General features: G+C 38.6%; 24 protein-coding genes. 11 read left to right on the top strand and 13 right to left on the bottom strand.

Annotated elements, in window-relative coordinates; all coding sequences use genetic code 11:
* Positions 1-19 precede the first annotated feature (19 nt).
* Positions 20-1,714, top strand: a complete 1,695-nt coding sequence (locus tag B7C41_RS06525) for a winged helix-turn-helix domain-containing protein (RefSeq protein ID WP_085297991.1) — start codon at positions 20-22, stop codon at positions 1,712-1,714.
* A 23-nt stretch (positions 1,715-1,737) separates the two neighbouring features.
* Here the strand turns inward: B7C41_RS06525 and B7C41_RS06520 are convergent, their stop codons facing one another.
* Complete coding sequence (locus tag B7C41_RS06520; protein WP_407919555.1) at positions 1,738-3,042, bottom strand: M24 family metallopeptidase; 1,305 nt, start codon at positions 3,040-3,042, stop codon at positions 1,738-1,740.
* A gap of 466 nt (positions 3,043-3,508) precedes the next feature.
* On the opposite strand from B7C41_RS06520, the gene B7C41_RS06515 reads away from it, so the two are divergent.
* From B7C41_RS06515 to B7C41_RS06505, 3 genes are all read left to right on the top strand, one after another.
* Positions 3,509-3,760 carry a hypothetical protein gene (locus tag B7C41_RS06515; protein WP_085297989.1) on the top strand — a complete coding sequence of 84 codons (252 nt, stop codon included), beginning with the start codon at positions 3,509-3,511 and terminating at the stop codon, positions 3,758-3,760.
* A 509-nt stretch (positions 3,761-4,269) separates the two neighbouring features.
* The gene (locus B7C41_RS06510; RefSeq protein ID WP_085297988.1) at positions 4,270-5,475 is read left to right on the top strand and encodes a lanthionine synthetase C family protein; all 1,206 of its coding nucleotides are present in this window, start codon (positions 4,270-4,272) and stop codon (positions 5,473-5,475) included.
* Positions 5,476-5,685: 210 nt separating this feature from the next.
* Positions 5,686-5,892, top strand: a complete 207-nt coding sequence (locus tag B7C41_RS06505) for a hypothetical protein (RefSeq protein WP_085297987.1) — start codon at positions 5,686-5,688, stop codon at positions 5,890-5,892.
* A 212-nt stretch (positions 5,893-6,104) separates the two neighbouring features.
* Here B7C41_RS06505 and B7C41_RS06500 read toward each other — a convergent pair whose 3' ends face one another.
* The 4 genes from B7C41_RS06500 to B7C41_RS06485 form a co-directional block, all read right to left on the bottom strand.
* Positions 6,105-7,502: an alpha-amylase family protein gene (locus B7C41_RS06500; RefSeq protein WP_169712433.1), complete on the bottom strand. Its 1,398-nt coding sequence runs from the start codon at positions 7,500-7,502 to the stop codon at positions 6,105-6,107.
* A gap of 295 nt (positions 7,503-7,797) precedes the next feature.
* Positions 7,798-8,412: a PilZ domain-containing protein gene (locus B7C41_RS06495; protein WP_085297985.1), complete on the bottom strand. Its 615-nt coding sequence runs from the start codon at positions 8,410-8,412 to the stop codon at positions 7,798-7,800.
* A gap of 85 nt (positions 8,413-8,497) precedes the next feature.
* Positions 8,498-9,100, bottom strand: coding sequence for a TetR/AcrR family transcriptional regulator (locus tag B7C41_RS06490; RefSeq protein ID WP_085297984.1), 603 nt, complete (start codon positions 9,098-9,100; stop codon positions 8,498-8,500).
* Between the two features lie 31 nt (positions 9,101-9,131).
* Positions 9,132-10,358, bottom strand: a complete 1,227-nt coding sequence (locus tag B7C41_RS06485; protein WP_085298659.1) for a threonine/serine exporter family protein — start codon at positions 10,356-10,358, stop codon at positions 9,132-9,134.
* 190 nt (positions 10,359-10,548) lie between these two features.
* On the opposite strand from B7C41_RS06485, the gene B7C41_RS20130 reads away from it, so the two are divergent.
* Entirely contained in the window at positions 10,549-10,722 is a 174-nt protein-coding gene (locus tag B7C41_RS20130; protein WP_158089091.1) for a hypothetical protein, read from the top strand.
* On the opposite strand, the gene B7C41_RS06475 is transcribed toward B7C41_RS20130, so the two are convergent.
* Positions 10,723-11,502: an NRDE family protein gene (locus B7C41_RS06475; protein ID WP_085297982.1), complete on the bottom strand. Its 780-nt coding sequence runs from the start codon at positions 11,500-11,502 to the stop codon at positions 10,723-10,725.
* Positions 11,503-11,649: 147 nt separating this feature from the next.
* Here B7C41_RS06475 and B7C41_RS06470 point away from each other — a divergent pair, with 147 nt between their 5' ends.
* Positions 11,650-12,420, top strand: a complete 771-nt coding sequence (locus tag B7C41_RS06470) for a class II aldolase/adducin family protein (RefSeq protein ID WP_085297981.1) — start codon at positions 11,650-11,652, stop codon at positions 12,418-12,420.
* A 52-nt stretch (positions 12,421-12,472) separates the two neighbouring features.
* Positions 12,473-13,657 (top strand): mandelate racemase/muconate lactonizing enzyme family protein, encoded by a 1,185-nt coding sequence (locus B7C41_RS06465; protein ID WP_085297980.1) that lies wholly within the window; start codon positions 12,473-12,475, stop codon positions 13,655-13,657.
* Between the two features lie 97 nt (positions 13,658-13,754).
* Here B7C41_RS06465 and B7C41_RS06460 read toward each other — a convergent pair whose 3' ends face one another.
* The 4 genes from B7C41_RS06460 to B7C41_RS06445 all read right to left on the bottom strand — a co-directional run bounded on the left by B7C41_RS06460 (position 13,755) and on the right by B7C41_RS06445 (position 17,068).
* Positions 13,755-14,213: an Lrp/AsnC family transcriptional regulator gene (locus tag B7C41_RS06460; RefSeq protein WP_085297979.1), complete on the bottom strand. Its 459-nt coding sequence runs from the start codon at positions 14,211-14,213 to the stop codon at positions 13,755-13,757.
* A gap of 85 nt (positions 14,214-14,298) precedes the next feature.
* Positions 14,299-15,309, bottom strand: a complete 1,011-nt coding sequence (locus B7C41_RS06455) for a sensor domain-containing diguanylate cyclase (protein ID WP_085297978.1) — start codon at positions 15,307-15,309, stop codon at positions 14,299-14,301.
* 140 nt (positions 15,310-15,449) lie between these two features.
* Complete coding sequence (locus tag B7C41_RS06450; RefSeq protein ID WP_085297977.1) at positions 15,450-16,328, bottom strand: amidohydrolase family protein; 879 nt, start codon at positions 16,326-16,328, stop codon at positions 15,450-15,452.
* Positions 16,329-16,342: 14 nt separating this feature from the next.
* Entirely contained in the window at positions 16,343-17,068 is a 726-nt protein-coding gene (locus tag B7C41_RS06445) for an SDR family NAD(P)-dependent oxidoreductase (protein WP_085297976.1), read from the bottom strand.
* Between the two features lie 280 nt (positions 17,069-17,348).
* Here B7C41_RS06445 and B7C41_RS06440 point away from each other — a divergent pair, with 280 nt between their 5' ends.
* Positions 17,349-17,738, top strand: a complete 390-nt coding sequence (locus tag B7C41_RS06440) for a hypothetical protein (protein WP_143764317.1) — start codon at positions 17,349-17,351, stop codon at positions 17,736-17,738.
* Between the two features lie 95 nt (positions 17,739-17,833).
* Here B7C41_RS06440 and B7C41_RS06435 read toward each other — a convergent pair whose 3' ends face one another.
* A complete protein-coding gene (locus B7C41_RS06435; RefSeq protein WP_085297974.1) occupies positions 17,834-18,295 on the bottom strand; it encodes a Fur family transcriptional regulator in 462 nt (153 codons plus the stop codon).
* Between the two features lie 371 nt (positions 18,296-18,666).
* Between B7C41_RS06435 and B7C41_RS06430 the strand changes: the two genes are divergently transcribed.
* Entirely contained in the window at positions 18,667-19,068 is a 402-nt protein-coding gene (locus tag B7C41_RS06430; protein WP_085297973.1) for a MerC domain-containing protein, read from the top strand.
* 10 nt (positions 19,069-19,078) lie between these two features.
* On the opposite strand, the gene B7C41_RS06425 is transcribed toward B7C41_RS06430, so the two are convergent.
* On the bottom strand, positions 19,079-20,608 hold the full coding sequence (locus B7C41_RS06425; RefSeq protein WP_235839635.1) for a dipeptidase: 1,530 nt from the start codon (positions 20,606-20,608) through the stop codon (positions 19,079-19,081).
* A 469-nt stretch (positions 20,609-21,077) separates the two neighbouring features.
* Between B7C41_RS06425 and B7C41_RS06420 the strand changes: the two genes are divergently transcribed.
* A complete protein-coding gene (locus tag B7C41_RS06420; RefSeq protein WP_085297972.1) occupies positions 21,078-22,169 on the top strand; it encodes an efflux RND transporter periplasmic adaptor subunit in 1,092 nt (363 codons plus the stop codon).
* Between the two features lie 8 nt (positions 22,170-22,177).
* Positions 22,178-25,291, top strand: coding sequence for an efflux RND transporter permease subunit (locus B7C41_RS06415; RefSeq protein ID WP_085297971.1), 3,114 nt, complete (start codon positions 22,178-22,180; stop codon positions 25,289-25,291).
* Between the two features lie 119 nt (positions 25,292-25,410).
* Here B7C41_RS06415 and B7C41_RS06410 read toward each other — a convergent pair whose 3' ends face one another.
* The gene (locus B7C41_RS06410; RefSeq protein WP_085297970.1) at positions 25,411-26,394 is read right to left on the bottom strand and encodes a helix-turn-helix domain-containing protein; all 984 of its coding nucleotides are present in this window, start codon (positions 26,392-26,394) and stop codon (positions 25,411-25,413) included.
* Positions 26,395-26,524 lie beyond the last annotated feature (130 nt).

The following is a 26,524-nucleotide window of genomic DNA, read 5'->3' as shown; positions in this document are numbered from 1 at the left end:
TAGCAGAAATAATGATTTAGTGGCTGATAAATATAATAAGACAACACGCTATCTAATTGACGATTTGAACTTAGATGTTCAACGCGGTGAATTAACACGCCAAGAAGAAGTGATTACTTTACCCAAACTGAGTTATGACCTACTAGTGGCACTAGCGAAGTCAGCTCCAGCATTGTTAAGCCAAGAACAGCTGATGGCCATTGTGTGGCCTGAAAGGGTTATTGGCGATGAAACCTTAAAACAACGAGTGAAGTTACTGAGAAAATCGTTAGGGGATGATGCCAGTGCGCCAACTTATATTGAAGCGGTTCGTGGCCGAGGTTATCGACTTATTCCAGCCGTAAAATGTGAATGTGTAGTGCGAAGCCCACCTTCAGTTATGCTCGATCTCAGTGCAAATGATAGGTTTCCTAGTATTGCGGGTAGCCAATTTGGCACAATGTGGCGACGAATGTCCTTACTTGGACTAGTAGCTTTCATTGGCATGTTAGTGAGCTTAACGCTGAGTACTTCCTCACCTAATAATGTCACTGAAGAAAACCCAACATCAAATAGTGTGTCGACCAATGAAGTCAGTGAAAGTGTGGTAAAAACCAATGCTGAACGTTTGTACTTGCGTGGTCGAGATTATTATCATCGTTATCGTAAGCAAGACAATGATATTGCTATCGACTTTTTTTTAAAAGCGATCAATGAAAATTATACTTTTTCACCAGCTTACGCAGCACTCAGCCAAGCTTATAGTCAAAAATACTTTCAATTTTCAGGTCAAGAAAGTGACAAGCAACTCGCCATTGATAACGCTTACCAAGCCTTAAGTTACGACAACCAATCGGCAGATGGCTACAAAGCACTAGGTACCGCCTACTATGTGTCAGGCTGGCTATCAAAAAGTATTAAAACCTTGCATAGAGGTTTAGCAATTGAAGCTGATGAAATTGAAATCCTGATCAACTTAGCTTTTATTTATTCAGAGCAAGGTGAACTAGAAAAAGCACTACATTGGCATAAAGTCATATTAGAACAAACACCTGAACATGCGTTAGCCATGATGCATACTGGACTAACATTACAACGCGCTAAACAATTTGATGCAGCTAAATTTTGGTATGAAAAAGCACTAACCTTACAGCCTGATTATCTATTAACCTCTTATCATTTAGCGCAGCTGGCGATTGATAAAAAAGACTATATTGAAGCCTCAAACCTCATTAATGAAGTCAGCCAAACCAATACAAATCAGCAAGCTTTATTACTACAAACGCGAGCTGATATTGAATACTTTCAAGGTAAACTGACGTCGGCGCAGCAACTTTATCAGCAAGCCGCAACATTGAAAGAAAATGACGCAACTTCTCGTGCTAACGTGCTAGCACGGTTATTGACAGGCACTATAGCGAAGAAGCAAGAAAATAATATTGATAAATCGTTAGTAGCTTCAGATGAACAGACAATTTTGCTGCTAAAGGCAAAGCAGCAGCAAGGTAATGAACAAGCCGAGTTAAGTTTATTATTGGCGGAAATTTACAGCGCGAAAGGGCAATTTACACTGGCAATGCGTTACTTAACGCAAGCGATAGAACAAGGTTACCAATTAGATTATCGGGTATTAGATGCGCCATTATTTAATGGGCTTCGTGAACAAGCCGTTTTTCAACGTTTAACCAAACAGCAAAAAGAAGCGATACCTGTAGATAACTTCTTTTTGCTGTAAATAACTATTTATACTTTAGCAGGTTAAATAGTTGCTAACTTAATAAGCTTACCAATTGGATCATCTAATGAACTTGGCGGCATTGTGAACCACTGCGGACCATTTTTCGTCATGTAAATACAGTCTTCTAAGCGCACGCCAAACTCACCTTGAATATAAATGCCGGGTTCATTTGAAAAACACATGCCCGGTTTTAATATCTCAGTTTCACCATGAACAAAATTAACGCTTTCATGGCCTTCCATACCAATGCCATGGCCTGTTCTGTGCGAAAGCCCTGGTAATTTGTAACCTGGACCAAAGCCTTTTGTTTGATATAACTTACGCACGGCGTCATCAACTGAACCTGCTTGGTTGCCAATTCTTGCTTGTTCAAAAGCAACTTGTTGTCCTTGCCTTACCGTTTGCCAAACTTCTCGATGTCGTTTGCTTGGCTCACCAAAAACAAAGGTACGACTAATATCTGATTGATAACCGTGAACATTACAGCCGCAGTCCATCAATACAATTGAACCTTCAGTTAAAGTTTGTTTTTGTTTGGTGCCGTGTGGATATGCGCTAGCTTGGTTAAATAACGCCATGTTCCACGCGCCTTTACCGCCAAGCTGTGTTTGTGCGTTTTTCATTAATGACTTCACATCACCTTGGCTCATACCAAGCGCTAATTTTGACCAAACGTGTGCATAGGCGAGTAAAGTTACTTCATTAGCTTTATGCATCAATTCTAGTTCATGCTGACTTTTGTACATACGACAGCCCCGGGTGACAGGCTCAGCACTTACATGCTGCATATTTGAAAGCTCAGCCATTAGGCCACTCATAACAAAATAACGCACTGAATTTTCAAAGGCTATTTTACCTTTGTTTATTCCTGCATCAGCCAAAATTTGTTTAATCAATACAAATGGACTTTCATGTTCTTGCCAAACACGAATGTCGTCACTTACCGATAAACTTTCACGTACACTTGGCTCTTCAAAAAATGGGCAAACCACGGCAACATTGCCTTCTCGTGGAATTACCACCGCTGTTAAACGTTCGCTGCGCCACCACTGTATGCCTGAGAAATAATCCATTGCTGCGCCGGGTTCAAGCACCATTGCGGCAATATCAAGTTGCTGCATTAATTTTTGGGCATTGTTAATGCGGGTTAATCGTTCGCCTTTACTAATGCCCAAAACGCTACCCGCAATATCGCTAAGCCCAGACGAGCTCTTGCTTTTTTCACTAGATGATGCGGCAATAGCTGACGACGCAATGGCTTGACTAGCAATAGACAACGTGGCAATACCGGCGCCACTGGCTTTTAAAAAGGTTCTTTTACTAATATTCATTGTTTTCCTTTAAGCACAGCTGATGGCTTATTATAGAATAGTTATTTTAACGAAATTATTTAATAGCTCACGCTAGCTGTTTTTTTCTTGATGAGCAAGTTGATACCGACAAAAAGCGGCTTTATTGCGGTGTATGAATATCGAAAACGCTATAGGTCAATTAACTACTGTTTAACGTGGAACTAGGAGGTTGAAGCTCAAGTATTGGAAAGTTATTTTGTATGAATAAAAATATATTACAGCTTTGTAGATGTAAAACTTTGATAAGTTGTTGAGAGCTAATTCGTAAATAATTAGCTTCTGGAAGTTAGCTGATCTTTGTTATTATGTAGCTAACTCAGTCAATTTACAGGGTTAAATCAGCAGCCTTTTTGATATTCAAGTATAGCCAAAATGAAATCAACGCAAAGTATGCTGGAGTAACATTAATCAACATACTGGAAAGTAAGAAAAATACCTGATGGCAAAACCAAGTAAAAAAGGCCCAGCCAAAACCGTTGATATATTTTGCAACGGCTGTAATACGATATTGTTTAAATATCGCAAGGGCGGTAAAGGCGCATTAGTTAAAAGCTTCAAAGAGCGTATTAGCCAAGACTACACCACAGAACCTTGCATTTGCCCAAAATGCCAAAAGTCATTCGCCCGCGAAACCCTGATTCGTGGTTTACCTGCATATAAATTTATTGGTGGTAAAGTCTGGTTTAAGTGATTTATTCTGTGTAGCAATGTAGTCGGCATAAGTTACATACCTGCTGAGAGCTGGTTAATCATCAGCACTGGATTTAGAGCACAGTTCAAAGGTGTCGTTTGCCATGATGCAGTCATTAAGTGACTATTGTGAACATCAAAAACTGAAACGATGACAAAATTTGACTCATCGCAATAAGCTCTTTGGGTGAAGTAACAATTCACCCATCAAATAAATACTTTGGATTATTTATCAGGTATTGTCTGAGAATATCTATTGCCTAAATATTAGTATTTTAGGTTAAATCGAGTAAAAATGACTGCTTTAACTGCCCTAATCAAAGACCAATACTGATGGAGTATTGAAGCATCGATGTTGGCCATTCAATTGAATTTTAAGTAAGTGTTATATTAAATCTTGATTGTTAAAAGAAAATAATCTAATTAGAGTATTTTGATTAAAAATAATATAAAAAATGAGTAATTCTACAGGCAGGGTTAATCACAATCTGATGAAAAGTTTTATACATAATGTTATTTGATAAAAAACGCCACGAACCTCTCACCAAAACTTTATGGGACAAAAATATTGCGCAGGCAGAGATATTGTCAATAATTGATGATATTCAACGCTCACTATTACCTGATACTTGTTGGCCCACGCATCCACTTGATGCAGAAAGTTACCCTAGAGTTGGGCCTAAATGGTCTGCATACGCAGGAGCTGCAGGCACAATTCACGCTTTACAAATTCTTAGCGAATATGGATATAAAGTGAATGATTTATCAGGGGGAATCGAAGATGTCTACCTGTCTTTTTTGAAAACACCGGATGTATCAGTCGAGTCGGGCTTACAAATAGGTGAACTCGGCATATTAATGCCCGCAATTTTAATGCAACCTGATAATGAAAAGTTATCAAGACAAGTTATGCGATGCATGGAAGACACTATAGAACTTCCTCTTTATGAAATAACCTCTGGGCAAAGTGGAATGATGCATGCTGCCCTCGCTCTTTATAGGAAGTCGGGTAAAAGTCATTGGAAAGATATGTTTGTTAAAGGCGCAAAGTCATTAATGGATAACTGGACACAAGATACCGAGACTGGCGAGTGGCTTTGGCAAAGCCAAATATTTGGCCCTAAACGGCATTATTATGGTGCTTGCCATGGTGTAGCTGGCAATGCCAATATTCTTTTACAAGGCGTAGATCTATTACCTAATGGTTACACCGAAGTGATAGTTAAGCGTACGGTTGCCACTTTAAATATTTCAGTAAAACAAAAAGATAATTTAGCAAATTGGACGCTCTGTACTAAACCAGATATTGATAAATTACTTGTTCAATGGTGCCACGGAGCAGCGGGTATTGTTACAGCAATGTCAAGAACACCGACGATTGATTCACCTGAGTCTAAACTACTTGATGTATTGTTAAAAGCAGCAGGGGAGCTGATTTGGCAGGCAGGACCTCTAGCAAAAGGTTCTAATATCTGTCATGGAACATCTGGTAACGGTTATGCCTTATTGTACTTGTACCAAAAAACGGGGGCGTCGGTGTGGCTTGAGAGAGCAAGAAGATTTGCAATACACTCTATTGAACAGTGCCAGAAAGCACGTTTGCATTACGGGCAAGGCCGATACACTTTATGGACTGGAGATGCAGGGCTTGCAATATATGTGTATCATTGCATGTACCCTGAAAAAGCGGCTATACCAGGCTTAGATTTATTTTAAGTACGTAGTGCTAACAAGTTTTGTCCGCGTTATCGGGGGGAAGAATACTTGCTCCCGATAACGCTTATTCTGGTGAAATAGTTAGCCCGTTAACAGGATTGATTTTCATCTAATTACAGTGCGGATTAAATCTTTTCATTCTTTTTGTAATAAAAGTTACTTGTTAGGGACTATTAGTGTTATTGCTTATGAATTTATAGGATATTCTAAATGAAAAAAGTGTTTAGGTTTTTATTGTTATTATTAGTAGTTTTTGCAATTTATGGTGGTTTTGTTTCTCAAGTATGGTCTTACTCAATAGGTATTATCGCTTTTAGCTTTTTATGTTTTATTGGAACTATAAAAGGCACCAGTTCTTCAAATGGAGGTAGCTATTCTTCAGCTTCAGATTGTAGTGGCTCTAATGGTGGTTGTTAAAACTACACAAGAATTTCAAGCGAGGCTTTGAAGTTCCACCGCTTTAGCCAGGCGTTATCAATATAAAACCCCATCCAATCTATCCAATTAGCTGTAATCGCTAATGTTCGAAATGAGGCCAAAAATCAGAACATTTATTCCATCGAAAACGCGATATTTAGTCGCGTTTTTTAATGACTGATAAATAACAATATTTATTTTAAATGGCTGCTTTACTCCATCAGCCACATTCTCGCTTTGCGTCCAGGCAAGTAAAATTTGTGCCATTGGCTATTCACGTTTTGTATATCAACACCTTCTACTACATCACGGTAGTTTTTATGCCACCAAAGATTATGTTCAGCAGTATTTACCCAAACATCTTGGCCGTTATCACATTTGTTAATACCAACAACGCCGACATGATCACGTTTGAATAAAATAATACAGTCGTTAAAGCTCATGACCTGCATACCATGACCTTGTGCAGCATTGTGAAACTTAATCATACCGGCGATATCTGAGCGTTTATATAAATCAACCCAGCGGCTACCGTCATTACTTTCATTGTGATCAGAGTAGATCATTGGTGTGCCGCCATCACGGCCCATAATGTAGGCGTTGGCTAAGGTTTCATCGATGGCATTAAGAATTTGATATCTAAAACCATCGTTGCTTGGAATATCATGAGTAATTGAAAACGTTACCGCTTTGTCGCCTGATAATGCTTGGCCGTATGCGCCTGGGTCAGCTAGTTGATTCATTGAACCACCAAAACCAAGTGCGCCACGTAAAGAGGCAAATAATGGAAAGTCGTAAGCACTATGGCCGGTGCCGTTTAAATAAGGGGCAAGGAAGCTATCGTAGCTATTGTCGCCAGCGCCACCTGAAGTGATTATTTCGCCAAATACATGTACACCACTTTTAATGTTGTCATTGAATACAGCATTGATGTGGTAATTGCTCATGTGTTTTGCAGCATCAACACGAAAGCCCGTAACGCCAATCGTCTTTAAAGCTTGTAAGTAAGTTTGTTGCTGTGAAACTACCCAATTGTTTGGGTCTAAATCAGGTAAGCCTACATCGCCATTACCGCCGCATAAACGCCAATATTGCACGTGACCTGGGTTGCCCCAGTCAGTTATACAACCAGCAGGGTGAAAATCACCAGCGCCTAAACTACCTTGTTGTAAGTCTCCAAATAGTTTAATTGAATTATAATAAGTGCTATCAGCGGCATACTCAGTAAGTACCTCCGCACCCGGATAGTTTAAGTCTGAGCGTTTGTATGATTCGTTTGCCATATGGTTGAATACGATATCAGCATAGGTTTCTACGCCTTTCGCTTTTAGCGCATTAACCATGTCTTTAAAATCGTTGGTATCGCCAAGAGGGCTATGAATGACACGTAAGTCTTGTGGTTGATAGCGAGCCCACCATTCGTTACCTGATGACTTGTAGGCGGGAGAAACGAGTACTTTTTTATAGCCTAAGTCGGCAATTTCTTGCGCTTTGGCGGCAACGTCGTCGTAAGTCCAATTAAAAGCGTGCAGTATTGTGTCTGCGCTTGATAATTGGCTAAACAGTAGGGTGCTGGTAATAACTGATGCCTGTGTGAATCTTTTCAACATTGATGTAGATTTCATACTTTCCTCGTTAATATTCGTTAGCTTATTTTATTATGTTTCTAATTTGTTAACGAATTGAGCATAAAATAAGCATCGAATATTAACTAGGTGTTTACATACGTATTCATTTTTATTGTTTTAGTTGGCGAATAGCTGAAAAAGGTTCTAATTGCTTGAATAATGACGTTGTTTTAAAAAGATAAATTAGCTAAAGAGGAGGTGAATTTAATTGAGCTAGCTAGGTTACTTCATTCACATATAAAAAATATAAATGTTGCTGCTAGCTCAAAACAAGTGGTTATGTTTGCGTGTTTTTTGCTTCATTACGCTGCTGAGCTAACGCTTGCAGCTGCTTTGATTGCTGATGCAAGCTGTTACGAACTAACAATTCACGGTCCTTTTCACGAATATGGTGAAACACCACTTTATGTTGTTTATGATCGTCGTTTTCTTCGTAGCTGATGATTTCACCAAGGCAAAATAGTGCGCTGTTGTCTTCAGCAAAAAACAACTTCAAATGAATGAAGTCACCAATGTTAAACTCAGATGATAAGTCAGCTTTAAATATGATACCGCCACCGCCAAACTTGATTGCTTGATATCGTTCATTTTCAAGATCTTGTTGATTTAGGATATAACCTACCAGTAAATCCATTTTTTTTGCTTGATGATTTAAATATTCCATTAGTTGGCTTGCAACACCAGCTACAGCTTGCAGTGGACGTAAGGCACCTTGATCCAGTGTCGTTATTTCCGAAGCAATTTTGAACGGTGCTGGCATTTCCTCAATAAATTCTTCGTAACTCGGCAATTGCGCCGAGCCCAGAGGTGAAACATTAATATTGAAGCGGTAATCAATCGAGAAAAACTCATCGAACTGCGCTAACTTTGTCTTATCTTCTGACGTTGACATAATGATCACCTTAATGAATTTTTAGATCTTACTTTTTAATAGAGTTAGTGAAACTAAGCGTTATTGCAGTTAAATGCTATTGAAATCAAGTATTATCGATCAGGAAAACGTTAACAGCACATTCACACATTTCATCGATTTGATTTTCCTGTGCGTAAATTCCATCAATTACTAAACGCGCAATACCGTGTAAAGTTGCCCAAGAAACTTGTGCGAGCCTTAAGGTATTCTCTTCACTATTAATAATGCCTTGTTCTTGCCAAAGTTTAATCATTTCGACTTGGTAATTAAAACTAGTGTAAGCAATACTTTTAAGCGTTGCAGTACTGTTGTTTTCTTTCCAAATTACACGGCCAAACATTAGCTCGTATAACGACGGGTTTTCATTAGCAAAGCTAATGTAAGCGTGGACAAAGCTACGGTACTTGTCGACATTAGACAGGTTTTCTTGTGAGAAAATTTCACTTGAAATTTTATGCCAACGTTCAAAAGCTTGCTCTGCGATAGCACACAACAAGTCATTTTTATCAGTAAAATGATGATAGGCAGCGGTGCGGGAAACGCCAATCTTTTCGGCAAGCTTACGTAATGATAAACCTTCAATTCCGTCTTCTGCCACCATATCGCTGGCAGTACTGACTAATGATTTACGTAAATCACCATGATGATATTTAGTTTTAGTGACCATTAATGAACTGCCTTAACATTGATGTAATTCATTACAGTGTTTTTCTTGATGGCAGTGCGACGTTAGCGAAGATTAACCCCGCGACTAGCGACATGAAAATCAAGAAGGCCTGCGAGCCAATATCGGTCGCATTCAGCATGGTTTGCCCAGAGACCGCGTGATTTAAACCGATATAAACTTTACTACCAGGAACTAACACGACTAATCCCAATAACTTCACTACACTAGACGGTAAGTTCATGATACGGGAGAAAATATTACTATAAATTCCTAATGCAAAAGCACCAACGAAAGCGCCTAAAGCAACACCTAAATATTCTGCGCCAACGATGCTAGCGCCAAACGCTACGTAGCCAGAAATAATGCCCCAAGGTGCATCTTTTTTACGGCACCTAAACAAGATAACTAAGCTGATTGATAGCGTGGTAACTGCTGCCCATACGGTCCATTCAGGAGTATGTGATGGCTCAACAAACGCGACCTCTCCCCACAGCATTTTGCCTAATGCAATACCTAGTACACCGCCAAAATAAATTTTAAATAGGATCATTAACGCGTCCATAATACGTGCGGTGCCGGACATTAAATTTCGGGCGGCAAGTTCTGACAATGCCAAAGTTAATGCTAGACCAGGTATAAAAGCGATAATGCTAGATAAAATGACCAACGGAATATTGATACTAGGGTCAATTAAAGCAATGGCAGAAGCTAAAATTGCACTTGTTAGTGCAGATATAGGCTCTAACATGTCAGTTACTCGCTTCGAACGTTCAGCCCAAAAGGTAAATAAACAAACAATCATACCGAGTAAAGTTGACCAGAAAACATCGTTCCAGCTAGTTTGCATTAGCATGGCAAATGCACCACTTGAGGCACCAAAAGCAAGGAAAGTTAAAAAGCGTCCGTATGGATTGGGTTTATTGGCAATATCGTCAAGGCGTTCGATAGATTCTGCTAAGGTTCTTTGGCCTGAGGTTAACTCGTCAACCAATTCATCAGCACGGGCTAATGAGCCTAAATCGAGATCGCCAGGCGCAACGCGAAGAATGTGATTGTAGTCTTGGTTTTCGTGGTCTTGCGATAATACAAACGTTAAAGACGTAGGTGTGATCACAAAAGATCCAAACAACCCTAAACTTTCAGAAACATTTGTTAAATGCGCCTCTAAGCGATATGCAGGAGTACCAAACTTATGTAAGGCTTTGCCTAAACGTATTATAAACCGACGTTTATCGATAAAATTATCAGTATTTGACATGGCAAAATCATTCACATTGAAAATAATTTTCTATGGTAAATGATTAATTTTAAAATGAAAGCACAGAAGTGTGATCTTGTTAAATTTATTGAAAATAATGCTTATTTTGTATTTGTTAGAAAGTTTGCGGATAGTGCTAAGTTAGGTATGATGAATTAGACTAACAACTTTGATTTGAGTGACAAACTACATGACTTTATTGATTATTTTATTGTGTGTTTTTTCTGCTGTAGCTGCAATGGTTATTTTAGGAGAACGTTTTGGTAAACCGATGGAAGCTGAGCAGCAACAAAAGTACTCTAAAATATTATGGGTGGTGGTTTTTATTGCAATTTTTGCCGCTATTATTCGCGAGATGGTTTAGTTATTGATTGGAGCTCATTTGGGTTTGTAGAGGAGGTATTTGAAATTCAGTATGGTTTAGCACCTTGCCTTCATGGTTGTAGTTACGTTCATAAACTTCAATTTCACCAATTTTATTTTGTAATATGATGGCGGTTGAACGGGTACCGTATTCAGGAGAAACAATAAAAATACTACTCAGTAATGACTCTAACTCAGCACTTAAGCCCGTATTAGGCACGTGCTGATCTTCCGCAATATCTTGGTTTTTCATCACAGTAAAAAACTGCTCAATATTTATTTCTTCAATGGTAATTAATTTTTCGAGTGTTGTTAATCCTGAAGCCATTTTTGGCCAAACATCATCAAGTGCGCCATTACAAATACTATGAACCCCCTTTGCTAGCGTTACGAATTTCTTATTAACGCTATCAAATGCTTGTAAGTTATTTAATTGCCCAAAAACTAAGTTGAAACCGTTATATTGCTCAGACTCATTGGTTAAAACTTGCTGGGTACTTTCATGGTTCGTTGTTAATGCTTGTACGACCAAGTCACCACGTGAACGCTTTTTTTCATCAAAATTTGCAGGGCGGCGAAAGTTAGTTAAAGCTGAAAAGTTGCCGTTAGGACTTAAGCCTAACCACGTGCCTCCTGCTTGTAAGTCTTTACCCGCCAAAATATTTTGCTCAGGCCACCAGTGCATATTTTCTGTTGGCCGTCGATGAAACTCATCTCGATTGGCACAAATAATCACGGGGTAGTCAGGATGTTGTTTAATGGCAATAAATAAAATACACATAGTTTACCTTTTAGATCTAAGTAAGAATATCTGGTGCTTTAACTCAGCTTCATCATAGGATATGGTTTGTAGCATAAAAATCACACACCTCGTTAAATTATTTAGTTAAATATATTTAACAGATGAAAATAAAAGGTAGTAAAGCTGGTGTTAACTATTCCCGTCATTGATTTGAAAAATAAAGTATCAGCACAAGAGTGGCAATTAAGAGTCGATTTAGCCGCATGTTATCGCTTAATTGCCTTGCACGGCTGGGATGATTTAATTTATACCCATGTTTCTGTGCGAATTCCTGATACTGAATATGTGCTGATCAATGCTTTTGGTTTGCGCTTTGATGAAATAACAGCCTCGAATTTGGTTAAAATTGATATGACAGGCAATATTGTTGATGCCGACTGTCCATTTGAGTTTAACCCTGCTGGCTTTACTATCCATAGTGCTGTTCATGAAGTTCGTCATGACGATATTTGTGCCTTGCATGTGCATTGTAATGAAGCAATTGCGGTGGCTAGTCTAGAGGAAGGACTGCTGCCGATAAGCCAATATTCAATGTTCGCTTTAGCTTCAATGAGCTATCACGATTATGAAGGGTTAGCGGTAAATGGTGATGAAAAGTTACGTTTACAGCAAGACTTAGGCGATAAAAACTTTATGCTACTGCGCAACCACGGTGCATTAACGATGGGTAAAACTATTGGTGATGCGTTTATGCATATGTACGATTTAATACGTGCTTGCCAAATTCAAGTGCAAGTTATGTCGACGGGTATGAAGCCGATATTAGTTGATCAAAGTATTGTTGATGGCATTAAAGGTCAAGCAAATATTGTTCATACTGGCTTAACAGGCGGCCAAAAAGCATGGCCGGCGATGCTGCGTCGGGTTTATAAAGTAGATCCTAGTTTCGCATTATAGCGATGAAATGATAGCTGATAAAATTAACACATAAGAATTTAAAGAGAGCGTAATGAAAGTAACTCATGTAGAAATTTTTGATATTGAATGTCCGAAGCGTCCTGGTTGGAATCCGGTGTTTATTCGCGTACATACCGATGAAGGCATTAGTGGTGTTGGTGAAGCTGGTCTTGCTTATGATTGGGGACATAGTGCTGCTGCGGCAATGCTAAAAGAAATTAGCGAAGCGGTGCTTATTGGCTTTAACCCTTTTAATACAGAATTACTTTGGTCACGTATGTTGCGAGAAAGCTTTTGGGGACTAGGCGGAGGGCCTGTGCTTTATTCAGCAATGAGCGCAATAGATACCGCATTATGGGATATTAAAGGTAAAGCTCTAGGTTTGCCGGTCTATCAATTACTAGGCGGTAAAACGAATGACAAGCTACGTACTTATGCTAGCCAATTGCAGTTCGATTGGGACACACAAATCAACAAACTAATAGAGCCAGCACAATACGCCGAAGCGGCATTAAAAGCGGTTGCACAAGGCTATGACGCGGTAAAAGTTGACCCGATTGTTTATAACCAAGATGGCAGTTCGTCGTTTGATCGCACAAAGCTATTTACCCCGAAACAAATGCGCTTATTTGGCAATCGTTTACGCGCTATTCGTGATGCTGTTGGTGAAGATGTTGATATTATCTTTGAATCGCATTCATTAATGGGCGCGGCATCAGCTATTCAAATGGGCAAAATTGTTGAAGAAGTTGGCTGTATGTTTTATGAAGAGCCGGTTAATTATTTAAATTCAGCGGTACACAAAAAAGTGGCTGATAACGTTAATGTACCGATTGCCGGTGGCGAGCGTTTATATCATCGTTGGGATGTGCGCCCTTATTTTGAAGATCAAAGTATTGATGTGCTACAGCCTGATATTGGCTTATGTGGTGGCTTTACCGAAGCGAAAAAAGTGTGTGACTATGCCGATGTTTATGATATTCGTATTCAAGCCCATGTTTGTGGTGGCCCAGTAGCAACGGCAGCATCGCTTCATTTAGAAACGGCGATTCCAAACTTTTTAATTCATGAGCATCATACTTATGCCATTAAAGATTGGAACCGTGAGTTATGCTTACAAGACCCACAGCCAATTAATGGCTTTTTTCAAGCGCCAGATACTCCTGGTATTGGTATTGAACTTAATGACGAAATCGTCAAGCGTTCGCCTAATGTGACGGTGAATGCTTTAAAGTAAGGTGGCTAAATTAAAGCATTAAAAAGGGGAGCGAAAGCTCCCCTTTTATTTTCTTTTATTGCAAAAACAATGAACTACTGCCAATGTCTTTTTTCGACTAAATATAATCGACAGGCAAAGCAGTGGTATATTTAATTTCTTCCATCGCGAAACTTGAACTGATATCAGCAAAGCTTGCCCGTGTTATCAAGCGTTTATAAAAGCTGTCGTAGGCTTTCATATCTGGCACGGCAACGCGTAATAGGTAATCAACTTCACCACTCATGCGGTAAAACTCGATAATTTCAGGGAAGTCTTCAGCGACGTTTCTAAACTCACTTAACCATTCAGGATTATGTTGATTCGTTTTGATGGTAACAAATACCGTTAAACCAACATTGAGTTTTTCAGGGTCGGCAAGTGCAACACGACCTTTTATGATGCCAGACTTTTCCATCGCTTGAATGCGGCGCCAACAAGGTGTGGTTGATAAACCTACTTGGCTGGCCACATTACTAACCGAAGAAGTGCAGTCATCTTGTAGAATTTTTAATATTTTTTTATCGAATGAATCCATAGCGTTTCAGATGAAATGATTTTTATAATCTATATACTTTATGTAAAATTATTTTGCGATAAATTAACATTAATGGCGAGTTTTTTTAATTAGTAAATGCATTTTTTGCTTTGTCTGAGTACATATTAGCATCAGCCGCTGCTAATAAAGCTTCCACTGTTTTTCCATCATTAGGGTAGCTAGCGATACCAATGCTTGCTGATACAGAAACAGTTACGTCGCCATATTGGATTGGCATCTCTATCGTCTCTAACAGCTTTTGTTTAATTTTATCGTTTTTGATTTTTTTGTTCATTACTATAACAAATTCGTCGCCGCCAACTCTAGCGAGGGTGTCTGTTTCTCGTACCGCCGCTTTGACCTCTTTGCCGATGTTAGTCAAGACCAAGTCTCCACATTGATGACCATAATTGTCATTAATAGGCTTGAATCTATCAAGGTCAAAATAAACTAAGCTAAATTGAGAGTTGTTTCTCTGTGCTTGTGCTATTTGATAATCAACGCGGTCAATCAATAAATTACGATTGGCACAACCAGTAAGTTGGTCATATAGAGCGAGTTTTTTAAGTTGTTTTTCTTGTGATATCTTTTCAGTCAGTAATTCATTCGTTTCGATGATTTGAGTAACGTAGCGAAGATCATTTTCGACGATAAGTTTAAGTTGGCCTAGCGCTTTTTCTAATGCTGCAGAATAATTAGTTGCTTTAGAATCGATGACACAAAAAGAGCCAAATAGTGAGCCGTCAGGCCAAAGTAATGGGTAGCCTAAATAAGATCTTACAGGCCCATCAACAACTGGCGGAACATGTGCCCATTCGTCGTCATCTAAAGCGTTTTTAACATAGAGTTTATCGTTAGTCTCAACAATACGTCGGCAAAAGCTTTTAATGTCCCAGGGCCAAGTGGCGTTTACTTCAAGAAAGTTATTCGTATTTTCACTGGTAGCAACAACATTAAAACTTTGCTGGCGGTATTGTACAATAACACCACTCGCTGCATCGAAAAGCTCAGCCATCATATTGACGAGTTTCTGCCAGTTTTCAGTATTTAATTTTTCTATTGGGTGTTCAATAATACAATTTGAGGTGTTAATCATATGTTTACTATCCGCATAATTACTTCACTCTTTAATACGCTGAAATTTCACTGTTTGAGCAGGTGTTATTCAAATCGTAAACATTTCATTTAGCATAGTCGACTATTTAGTATAGTCGGTGCTTTAGTAAAATGTATCGATTAAAATTTATAAAAATCGTAAGCGTTTTGGTAACAAAGTTGCGTTATATCATTACTAGTTAAAGGCTTATTGCAACATTGCTTCAGCTCACTATAACTTAGCCAGTTTTCTTGATAGCTAGCATGCCATAAACACAGTGGAAAATTACTTGCTAGTATCACACGTGCTATACCAAAATGTGTTATACATTGGTTGATAACTGCTTGTTGCCAATTTTTGCTATAATGCCTATCCGCCATTTCAAAACCTGAGCATTTGATATAGATGTTCGAAAATTTACTTAATCGCTGAAGGTTTTGTTGCCAATGACTTTTATTTCTGGCGTTTTCAATATTTAAAGGAGGCCAACCTGCGTGGTTGATACAATAGAATAGACCTGATGTTACGGATAAAATTTCAACTAGTTGATCAATTGCGTGGTTATCTGACAGTGATATTTGCAGTTCAAAACAGAGTTGCTTCTTAGCCAAAAGTTGCAAATTAGTTAAGCAGTTTTTGTGTTTAAGAATATTTAGTGCCTCATCGTCTAAGATGTGACGAATGCCAACAACACTTTGATAAGTTAATAATTTATCTAACTGCTGTGAAAATAATGCTGGCATTAAAGTAATATCGAGACTGGCAATAGAGCGAAAACTACTTTGGCAGTTCTCTTCTAACCATGCAATTTCACGCCATGGTTCTTGGTTATTAAATCCGGCCTCAATATGTACAAAACCAGCAAGGTTGAGTGGCGATGCTAGTTTGAGAGCTTGCTCACTGAAGTTTTTCGCGATCACAGGCTTATCTGGCCAAAAAGGCGGGTTTTCTGGTTTTAGCCAGTGATATTGGCCTTTGTTAAGGTCAAATAAGTGCAGGTGAGGATCAATGATTTTCATAGTTATTTATATCATTATTGAGCGGTATAGCCACCATCAATTACTTGTAAGCTGCCAGTGATAAATTTTGCTTTGTCAGAGCCGAGAAAATAGACTAATTCAGCAACTTCTTCTGCTTGGCCTAACCTACCTAATGGCTGTAATGCTGCTTCTTCTGCATGTACTTCAGCTTTATTGGTGCCTGATTTTTCACAATATCTATCAATAGCTTGATGATAAAGTGGAGTTTCTATTGTGCCTGGGCACACCGCATTAGCGCGGATATTAAATTGTGCATAATCAAGTGCGGTAGTTTTAGCCATTGATGCCAAAGCTGCTTTGCTGAGGTTGTAGGCGAATGAGTTATTTTTGGCTATTAATGCTTGATCAGAAGCCATTAAAATTATCGCACCATTTTTCTGTGCTCTCATCACAGGTAAAACAGCTTTCACTGCCGCGTACGCACCTTTAACATTGATATTAAAAACCCTTTCTAATTCATCTTCGCTCGTGTTTTCAATAGAGCCAGAGAAATGAATGCCGGCGTTAGACACTAAAACGTCAATCGCGCCTTGTTTTGCTATGTCATTAATGATTTGGCTGACCTGGCTCACCTGCGTAATATCGCATTGGCAAAACTCACCAAAATCTGAAGGGCTAATATCTAAGTTAAATACTTGATATTGCTTAGCTAAAAATAGTTTAACTATACTTAAACCAATTCCTGAACTGCCACCGGTAACAACGCACACTTTTTTCATATTTAAAACACATTGATGATTTTATTAAATAATATCGTTTACTTGTACTCAGGGCTAGAGCTATCGCATACTATGGCTAATGATTAGTAGCTATATGTTCTACCTAATATGAAAGTTAATAAATATTAATCGAAAATAATCAATAAAATTTAAATTGACTGAATGGTTTAATAAATTCACTCGGTCTGTAAAACTATTCAGTAGTAATTGCCTTTCCTGTGGCGATAAAGAGGTATTCAGATTGAGAAATTTGAAAGAAAAATTAAAAGTTTATTATATCATGAGTGTATTTAGTGTGCTGTTTGCCTTACTTGGTTTTAGCTATAACGCATGGCGCATGGAAGTCAGTGAAGAAAATAATAATGTTCGAACGGCTGCTTTTGAAGTGTTTGAGCATCTAGGCGAATTAGAACATATTATTTTAACCGCGTATTATGACGGTGATGAAATTTCTGGTAACCCTCGTAAAGGCTGGGTTGAAGTTGGCCTAGTTGTCGACTTAAGTGCCCTTATTGCACCAGATGTTGCGGATAAGGCGGTTATGCTTAAAACGGTATGGGCTGATTCTTGGCATTTAATGGGCGCAGAAGAGAGTGTGGTTCAAGAGTTAGTTAGTAAAATTGATGATACACGAATGGCTATTAAAATGGTGTTAAAGGAAATGAGTTAATCCTGATAATTACCATTAATAACTCTTTATTATATAAAAGCGATAACTGAGTTCTAAAGTAGTTGATAAGCCTTTAGGGTCGAGCGGCTATCACTTTAGATATTGGTTTTATCAGCACAACCTTTGCAAAGGCCGAATAGCTCAAACTGAGCATCCGTAATTTGAAACCCAACTGTGGAAGCTGACTCACTAAGTTCTTGCGTTAGTTGTGCGTTCATTGTTACTTCTTGCGCACTTCCACAAGCTTTACAAATGACAAAATATTGATCTTGATGGTTATGCTTGCATGCTAAATGTGAACATACGACATATTTATTTAATGTGGGAAGTTTGTGAACTAATTCCATTTCTATGAAGAAATCAAGAATACGGTAAACAGACATAGGTTGAATTTTTGGAGCATTACTTTGGTTATACAATTCAGTTAAATCGTAAGCAGATAAAGGCTGCTTTGCCTTAATTAAATTATCAAGTATGTTACGACGTTTATCTGTGAATCGCCCCCCTGCTTGTTGGCACTTTTGTTGCGCATGCTGCAATAAATTATCAACTAACATTGTTTCCCTTTATATTTTTATGCACCAATCGCTAGGCGTTGTATTTCTGCATGATAACACAGTGATTGATGTGACATCTATAATTGTGCCAGATACCAATAATGCTATGTGCAATCGAAAGTATGGCTTTATCGTTAGAAGGCTGAATTTCACGTCTTATTAAAATGCACTAATTCTCTTGATGTATAGTGGTTATTATATATTCAAGCTATTTGAAAATGCCGTTTCTAGCAGCTTGAATATAGATAATTTATTTTTTTGTTGATGGTTTTTACTTATATTTAATGTTATGTTGTATCATATCTTTAGTGTTTGACAAATAATAACTGAGATCTGATCTAGTTAATTGGTAATAAATAAGGGAAATTTGAATGAACGAGCTCCAACAACCTGCAGATAGGCTCGCAATAGGCTTATCAGTTTTATGTGCCTTCCATTGCTTAGCATTGCCCTTACTTGTTGCTTTATTACCTGCCGCAATTGGTATGAAGCTAGAATCAGAGTCTTTGCATTTTTGGATGGTTGCAGGAGTTTTACCGACAAGTTTGTATGCATTAACTATTGGTTGTAAAACACACCGTAACTTGAGTGTTGTTGCTGCAGGTATTTTAGGGCTTGTGTTATTGATAGTTGCTATCGCAAACGGCATGCTCGGCTTTGGAGAGGCTGTCGAAAAGTCACTGACAATGGCTGGAGCTACGTTAATCGCTATAGCTCACTTTTGGAACTATCGATTGTGTCGGCATGACAATCACTCATGTAATTGTCATTGATTAATGTTGATTATTTAGCTAACTCAACCAAAACAGCAGTATACATTTTCAAATTTAATACAAACTGGTCCATGGTAATAAATTCATGTTCAGAATGTCCGGTGTATTCCGTGTTTGGCATTGACGGACCAAAGCTTACTGCGTTAGGGAATAAGCGTGAGTTTGTGCCACCTCCAATAGCAATAGGCTTGGCGTCTATAATACCAGTAAAATGGCTAAATACTGATAGCAATGTATCAATATGTGGTGCATCATTTTGAATGAAAGGGTCGCCAATGTAATGCTCAAGCTCGGTCACGCTAGTATTAAACCTATTATTCCAGTCAACGACCGTTTGATGAATTTCACCGCTAAGTTGCTGCTTACTTTTACCTTGAGGTCGACGTAAATTAATGTTCAGCTCTAAGTTGTCATCATGTTGCTTTATCACTGTTGGTGCAACAGTCATCGGGCCCATAAAGTCGTCTTGATAAGCAATACTGCCAAATTTTTCTCCTTCTAATCCTAAACCAATATTGTCATTAATAAAGTTAACTAATGTACCCGGACCGTTATTTACCCAGCGCGTGCGTGATAATAGATCAGCTAGGTAAGGAATCGCATTAACACCATCACTAGGTTTTGAAGAATGGGCTGATTTACCTAAAGCTTTGACTGTTAATGTGCTGTCTTTTAATTCAAGATCAAAACTGACGCCTTGATAACCGCGCGCTTTACGCATTAAACGTTGCAGTAGCACAATGTTAGCATTTTCGATGGTTGCGCTGGCATCTTCAGGAATTTGGCTGCCAAAGAAACCACCAGTGAATTCACTGATATAAGGAGAAATAGTTGGCACTTCCTGCTTGTTAAAAACTAACTTAATAGTGCCATAGCCTTTTTCAGCCGTAACTACCGGATACTCTGCGTCAATTGTGATGTTGGTTTGTGGTAAGTCATGAGTTTTTATATAAGCTTTTAATGGCTCCCAGTCAGACTCTTCCGCCATATAAACATATAATTCGATACGTTTGTTAAGTACTACGTTTTTATCTTTAATGGCTTTCATCGCATAAAGGGCGGTGGAAATAGGGCCTTTATCATCTTCAGTACCACGACCAATTAAACGGCCTGGCTCTGTGGTGCTATCAAGTTCAAACGGTGACTTAGTCCATTTTTCAGGGTTAACTGGTTGCACATCACCGTGAGTAATAATGCCAACTCGTTCTTTTTGATCACCTAAGCCAATTACCACTACGTAGCCGTCATCGGTAAAGTCTAAGCCTAGCGCCAATGCTTGCTTTTTTAACTCTGCTTTAAAGGCAATATGGACTGGATTGACGTTAGCTGATACGCCGTCTTCTGCTAAGGTATTGTATTTAACAAGCTCACGTAAGCTATTAACCATATCTTTTTGGTAAGTTGATACTGCGTAGTCTGCGGTGTATTTTGCGAGATCACTCACGGGTTCAGTTTTTGCCTCAACAGATAGGCTTATTGTTAATGACAAAAGCGATGAGGCCATGATGGCTATAGGTAAAAATGTAAATTTTTTAAACAAGTGGTACTCCAGTGGCTAGCTATTTTTCGAGGCTATAATAGCGCAAGTTAAATGGCTCTTATAGACACAAATTGATGAGTTATCATCTTATACAGTTCATACCTGCTTAATATTTACAATGAGGTTCAATATTGGACAGTTATGACATTTGGGAGTTATGACCAGAAAATTGCTAAATGGTTTCTTAATATTGAGTAAAGCTGCCATTGTGCAGGAAATTAAGTATGGATAATCATTAAGTAATGGACTGAGTCAATGTTAGAATAGTGCTAAGATAAAATGCATGGTACTTGAAATTAGATTGCTGAAATGACTATCTATATTAATGCTGTATGGATCTGTAGTTAGAAAATATTTATAAATAATATATTGACCTCAACTATAGTTGAGGTCTTATGCTGTGAAAAAATTAAATGTAGTAATGTCGTGGGCATGGAATTGCGACGATATTTTAAATTAGGAAGATCTTATGAAATTAATCCCTTGGCTTAGTGTTGTTGTTATTGTGTCTGCTTCTGTTGGCGGGCTGTTTTATTACAAAGATTCATTGTCTAACAATCAACAAATGCAGTCTGGCCCCGAGCCAAGCGCGAAAGTAGAAGCTTTTCGTGCGGTTAATGCGAACTACCAAAAACAACTTTCAGTGATTGGTGAAGGGCATGCGGTAAAGTATATCGCTTTAAAAAATGAGCTTGCTGGCAAGGTAAGTAAACTTAATATTGCCTCAGGTGATGTTGTTAAAAAAGGTCAAGTGTTACTTGAGTTAGAGCACACTGAAGAGTTGGCGTCATTGGCATCAGCTAAAGCTACTAAAATTTTAAAGCAACAAACCTTAGCGCGTTATCAAGAACTTGCGAAAGAAAAGCGTATCAGTAAAGAAAATGTTGATGTTGCTCAAGCTGAGTATCGTATTGCCATAGCTGATATTGCCCGCTTAGAAGCGATTATTGCGAAAAAAGTTATTGTTGCGCCGTTTGATGCCAGTATTGGTATTCACAATATTAGTGTTGGGCAATTTCTTGACAGTAATACTGATATTACTGACTTAATTGGTATTGATGATTTCATTTGGGTCGACTTTAAAGTGCCGCAAATTTACCCGCAATTAGCGATAAACAGTACTGTTGAAGTAACGGCTAGTGGTGCTTCTTCATTAGTTGGTGTAAGTAGTGCTGCCGTGATTAGTTCAGTAGAACCTTTACTAACACAAGACTCTCGTCAACTTAAATATCGCGCGAAAGTGCTTAAGTCAGAGTTGGAAGTTAAGCCTAATCAATTAGTTAAAGTTGCTGTACCTATTACATCTGCGCAGTCAGTGATTATGGTGCCTAGTTTAGCTATTGTGCGTGATCAATTGGGTGAATATATTTTTAAGTTGGTAAAAGACGAAAACGGTGATTACCGTGCAAGTCGTGAAAAAGTGACTTTAGGCGACCGAGTAAACGAGCAAGTTATTGTCAATGAAGGGCTAGCGTTGGATGAATTAGTAGCAGCTAAAGGCTCATTCAAATTACGCCCTGGTCTGAAAATTCGTTTTGATAACGAAAAAATGGGCGGATAGGAATACTCATGATTAAAGAATTATCCTCCCAAAGTCGTCTGATGGACATATTTGTCCGTAAGCCGGTGGTGTCGACGGTATTATCGATATTTATTTGTTTAGTGGGCTTATGGGCTGTTAATGCTATTTCAGTACTACAATTCCCTAAAATTGAAGGTGCTTCGCTAGAAATAACCACTAATTATACTGGTGCTTCTGCGGACGTAGTTAAAGGTTTTGTTACTGATCCAATTGAACGTGTAGCGTCAACAGTACCAGGTGTTGATTTTGTTGAATCAAGTACTGGCTCAGGGCAAAGTAAAGTAACGGCTTGGCTACAGCTTAATCAAAACAGTACTAATGCATTAGCTGAACTAAATACCCGTTTGAATCAAATAAAGTTTGAATTGCCAACTGGCGCTGAAGATCCATTTGTTACCGTGGTAAGAACGGATAGACCGTTTGCTGTGTTTTATCTCAATGTACTTGCTGAAGGCTCAACCTTAGCGCAAATTACTGATTACCTAACTCGTGAAATTAACCCGATTATTAATAATATTGAAGGTGTACAAAAGGTTGGTATTGAAGGGGCAAGAACACCAGCTATGCGAGTGTGGCTTGATGCTGACCGTTTAAATATTTTCAATGTTAGTGCCGATGAAGTTTACCAAGCACTGAGCAACAATAACCGCATTTCTACACTAGGTTATGCAGAAAACTCTCGTCAAAAAATAGATATTATTGCTAATACTCAAATGTCGTCTGTTGGTGAGTTTGAGCAGTTGATCATCAAACAAAGTGACGAAACACTAGTCTACTTAAAGGATGTTGCACGTGTTGAGTATAGCGCTGAAGAAGCCAGTGCCACAGCTCGGTTCAACGGTAAAGACACCGTATACATCTCGGTTTGGCCATTACCTGGCGCCAATGAAATTGCTATTGGTGACAAACTTTATAAAGTGCTGGATGAAATTAATGCCACATCGCCTGAACTGAAGGTCGATATTGCTTACGACGGCACGCTTTACATGCGTGATGCCTTGCAAGAAATTGTCACAACATTAATGGAAACTATCGTATTAGTCGGTATTGTTGTTGTCCTTTTGATGGGGTCATTTAGAGCCGCATTAGTGCCGTTGATCACTATTCCCATTTCCATTCTTGGTGCCATTGCGGCGATTTGGTTGATGGGCTTTAGTTTGAACCTGTTAACAGTATTAGCCATAGTATTATCGGTTGGTTTAGTGGTGGATGATGCCATTGTAGTTGTTGAAAATGTTGCTCGACATATGCGTGCAGGTGTTCCTCGTTTGCAAGCAGCATTAATGAGCTCTCGACAATTATTAGTCCCTATTATTGCCATGACTTTGACTCTTGCTGTGGTTTACGTACCTATTGGCTTTTTGTCTGGTTTAACAGGTGTACTATTTAAAGAATTTGCCTTTACCTTAGCAATTGCGGTCATTATATCTGGCGTTGTCGCGGTAACCTTATCACCTATCATGAGTGCTTATGTATCGAGTGAAGGGGGCAAAGAAGGTAAGTTAACCGTTAAGGTCAATCACGCTTTTGAACACCTGCAAAACTTTTATGGTCGATTACTGCAAAAGACTTTTCACTGGCAAGGGCAGTTGTTCTTTCTTGCGCTAATCGTTGCATTATTAGTTGTGCCATTCTACTTAATGTCAGCAAAAGAACTTGCACCGACTGAAGATCAAAGTAGCGTGTTTATCGTTGTACAATCACCGCCAGATGCTTCCTTACAATATAATGAAGACAACGTTGAAAGTGTGGCAGATGCTTTACTTGAAACCGAAGGTAGTAAAGAGCTTTGGCAAATTGTCTTAAGTAGCGGTGGTTTTGGTGGCCTTGAATTTGAAGGCAATGACAAGCGCACGAAAAGCATACAAGAAATGTTACCTGAAGTTTATGGTCGTTTAACCAATTCTGAAGGCTTAGATTTGTTACCGATTTTGCCTTCACCATTGCCAACGGCAGGCCAATTTGATGTTGAATTAGTCGTTAAGTCTTCAGCGCCATATAGTGAAATGAAGTCTTATGCTGATCAACTCGTCGGCTCTGCGTTTCAAAGTGGACAATTCCTTTATGCTGATACCGATTTAAAAATCGATTTACCGCAAATTGAATTAAAGCTAGACCGTGAAAAAATTGCAGATTTAGGCATGAATGTGTCGTTAGTGAGTAGTCAGTTATCAACTTACCTTTCAAGCAATTATGTTAATCGTTTCGATGCAAATGGTAAGGCATATCGGGTTATTCCGATGGTGGCTGATAACATTACATCACAGCCAGAGAAAATATTAGATTTAACCGTGAAAACACCTTCAGGTGCGTTAATTCCGGTGTCAGCATTTACCGAAATTAACTATCGTACTGTACCGAGAACTTTAGGTTCATTTGGTCAGCAAAATTCTTTTAGAATCTATGGCGGTATTCTACCTGGGGTTACTAAAGAACAAGCATTACAAACGTTAGAAACTGCAGCGGCGAATATTTTACCGCATAACTATAACTTAGATTATGCGGGTGAATCGCGACAAATAAGAACGGAAGGCAATAGCCTAATTACCGTAATGGGTATTTCGTTGATGATTGTTTTCTTGGTATTGGCAATTCAGTTTAATAGCTATCGAGATCCTTTAGTTATCTTGCTTGGTTGTGTGCCTTTAGCGTTATCAGGCGCGTTATTACTGCCGTTTTTAGAGCTAACTACTATCAACATATATTCGCAAATTGGCTTAGTGACTTTGGTTGGCTTAATCGCTAAAAATGGTATTTTGATTGTTGAATTTGCTAATCATTTGCAAGAAGAAGGTAAGTGTAAGTTTGATGCAGTTATTGAGTCGGCCACAACACGTTTACGACCAATATTAATGACCACAGCCGCGACGATACTTGGTCACTTCCCATTAGTGTTAGTTACTGGTGCTGGCGCTGAAGCTCGAAATAGTATTGGTATTATTTTGGTGGCGGGTATGGCAATCGGTACGTTTTTTACCTTGTTTGTTTTACCTGTGTTCTATTTATGGATAGCTGAAAATCGTAGTGCTTGTACTACCCATGATTTAGCGAAAGAATCTACTGATACTAAAATTAAACAGCCCTTGAAGAATGCTTCTTAAGCAATACTTTAAGTAGAGCCATGTAATAAAACCGAAAAGTTGTGAAGCTTTTCGGTTTTTTATATTCAAGAATCGTGTATTACGCGAGCGCATGAATGCGCAGGAGCGAATATATTTTGTTACCGAGACTGCTCTTTTTCTAATAGCTCCATTAGCCCGACTAAAGCTACAAAAAGTACCGCTCCGACAGGCCAAATTATCCAAGTTACTGCCCAATTCATTGTCCATAAGCTCCAGCCAAGAAATATAGCGACAAGTAAAGGCCAGTAAAACGCAGCGAGTTTTTCTGCTCTTTTAGTACGCTTACTTTTTTCTGTATCTCCCCCAGTATCTTTTAGAATGCTGTTGTATGCGTCGTATTGAGCTGATATCGGTGCGACAATATAAACCCCTGCCGCTATCATGAGGATCAGGACAATTAACATCATTAAAACGACATCACTGCCATTAGAAAACATGTTAACAACCATCAGTGGCACAAAACTGACGATGAATAGGAATATACCGATTGATAGCCTTTTGTTGTAGCTGGGTTTAAATTTTTGTAGTTTTTCTTTGAAAACACTGTGCACGCCATAGGCCAACTCAAACTCTTCATTGTCTATAACTTCTACATCACTTTCATATTGGTTGGTTTTTATAAAAAAGCTTACTGCGATAGACACCATGACCAAAATGCTAACAACACCCATAGCTGTTGCGATATCGTCAGTCAGGCCTAACTTGCTGGTTTCAGCCATTGCTAAAAAGAAAAATAACGGTATTACAGAGCATACACAAAGCGTAACGCCTTTGGTAACTATGTTTGAAACTTCTATTTTAGTTTCAACGTACTTTGTTGCCTGCTCTAAACTCACCTGTAGAATATTAGTGTCTTTACTTTCATCGCCAGAGTTAAATACTTCATGTTCGTCTTTTAATAAAAAGTCAGTTGAAACGTCAAAAATTTCAGCTAGCTTAATTATTCTATTTAAATCAGGAATGCTATTCGTACTTTCCCATTTAGATACTGACTGTCGAGAAATATTCATTTTTTCTGCCAGCTCTTCCTGTGACCAGCCCAGCTGTTTCCTTAATCTGATAATTTTGTCTGCTAATATCATAAGGGTTTTCCTTTGTTAATTTTTGAGCTGCAATCTTAGGAAATCAGTTAGTTGCAAACTAGCAAGTCAAGTTGTTAATTTGTCAACCAGCGGTTGCAATTGTACTATCTAGCTAAAATTTAATGCTTTT

Source organism: Cognaticolwellia mytili (assembly GCF_002104475.1).
GTDB lineage: Bacteria > Pseudomonadota > Gammaproteobacteria > Enterobacterales > Alteromonadaceae > Cognaticolwellia > Cognaticolwellia mytili.
The sequence above is the reverse complement of the archived record's forward strand: the minus strand, read 5'-3'. Positions and strand labels throughout refer to the sequence as shown.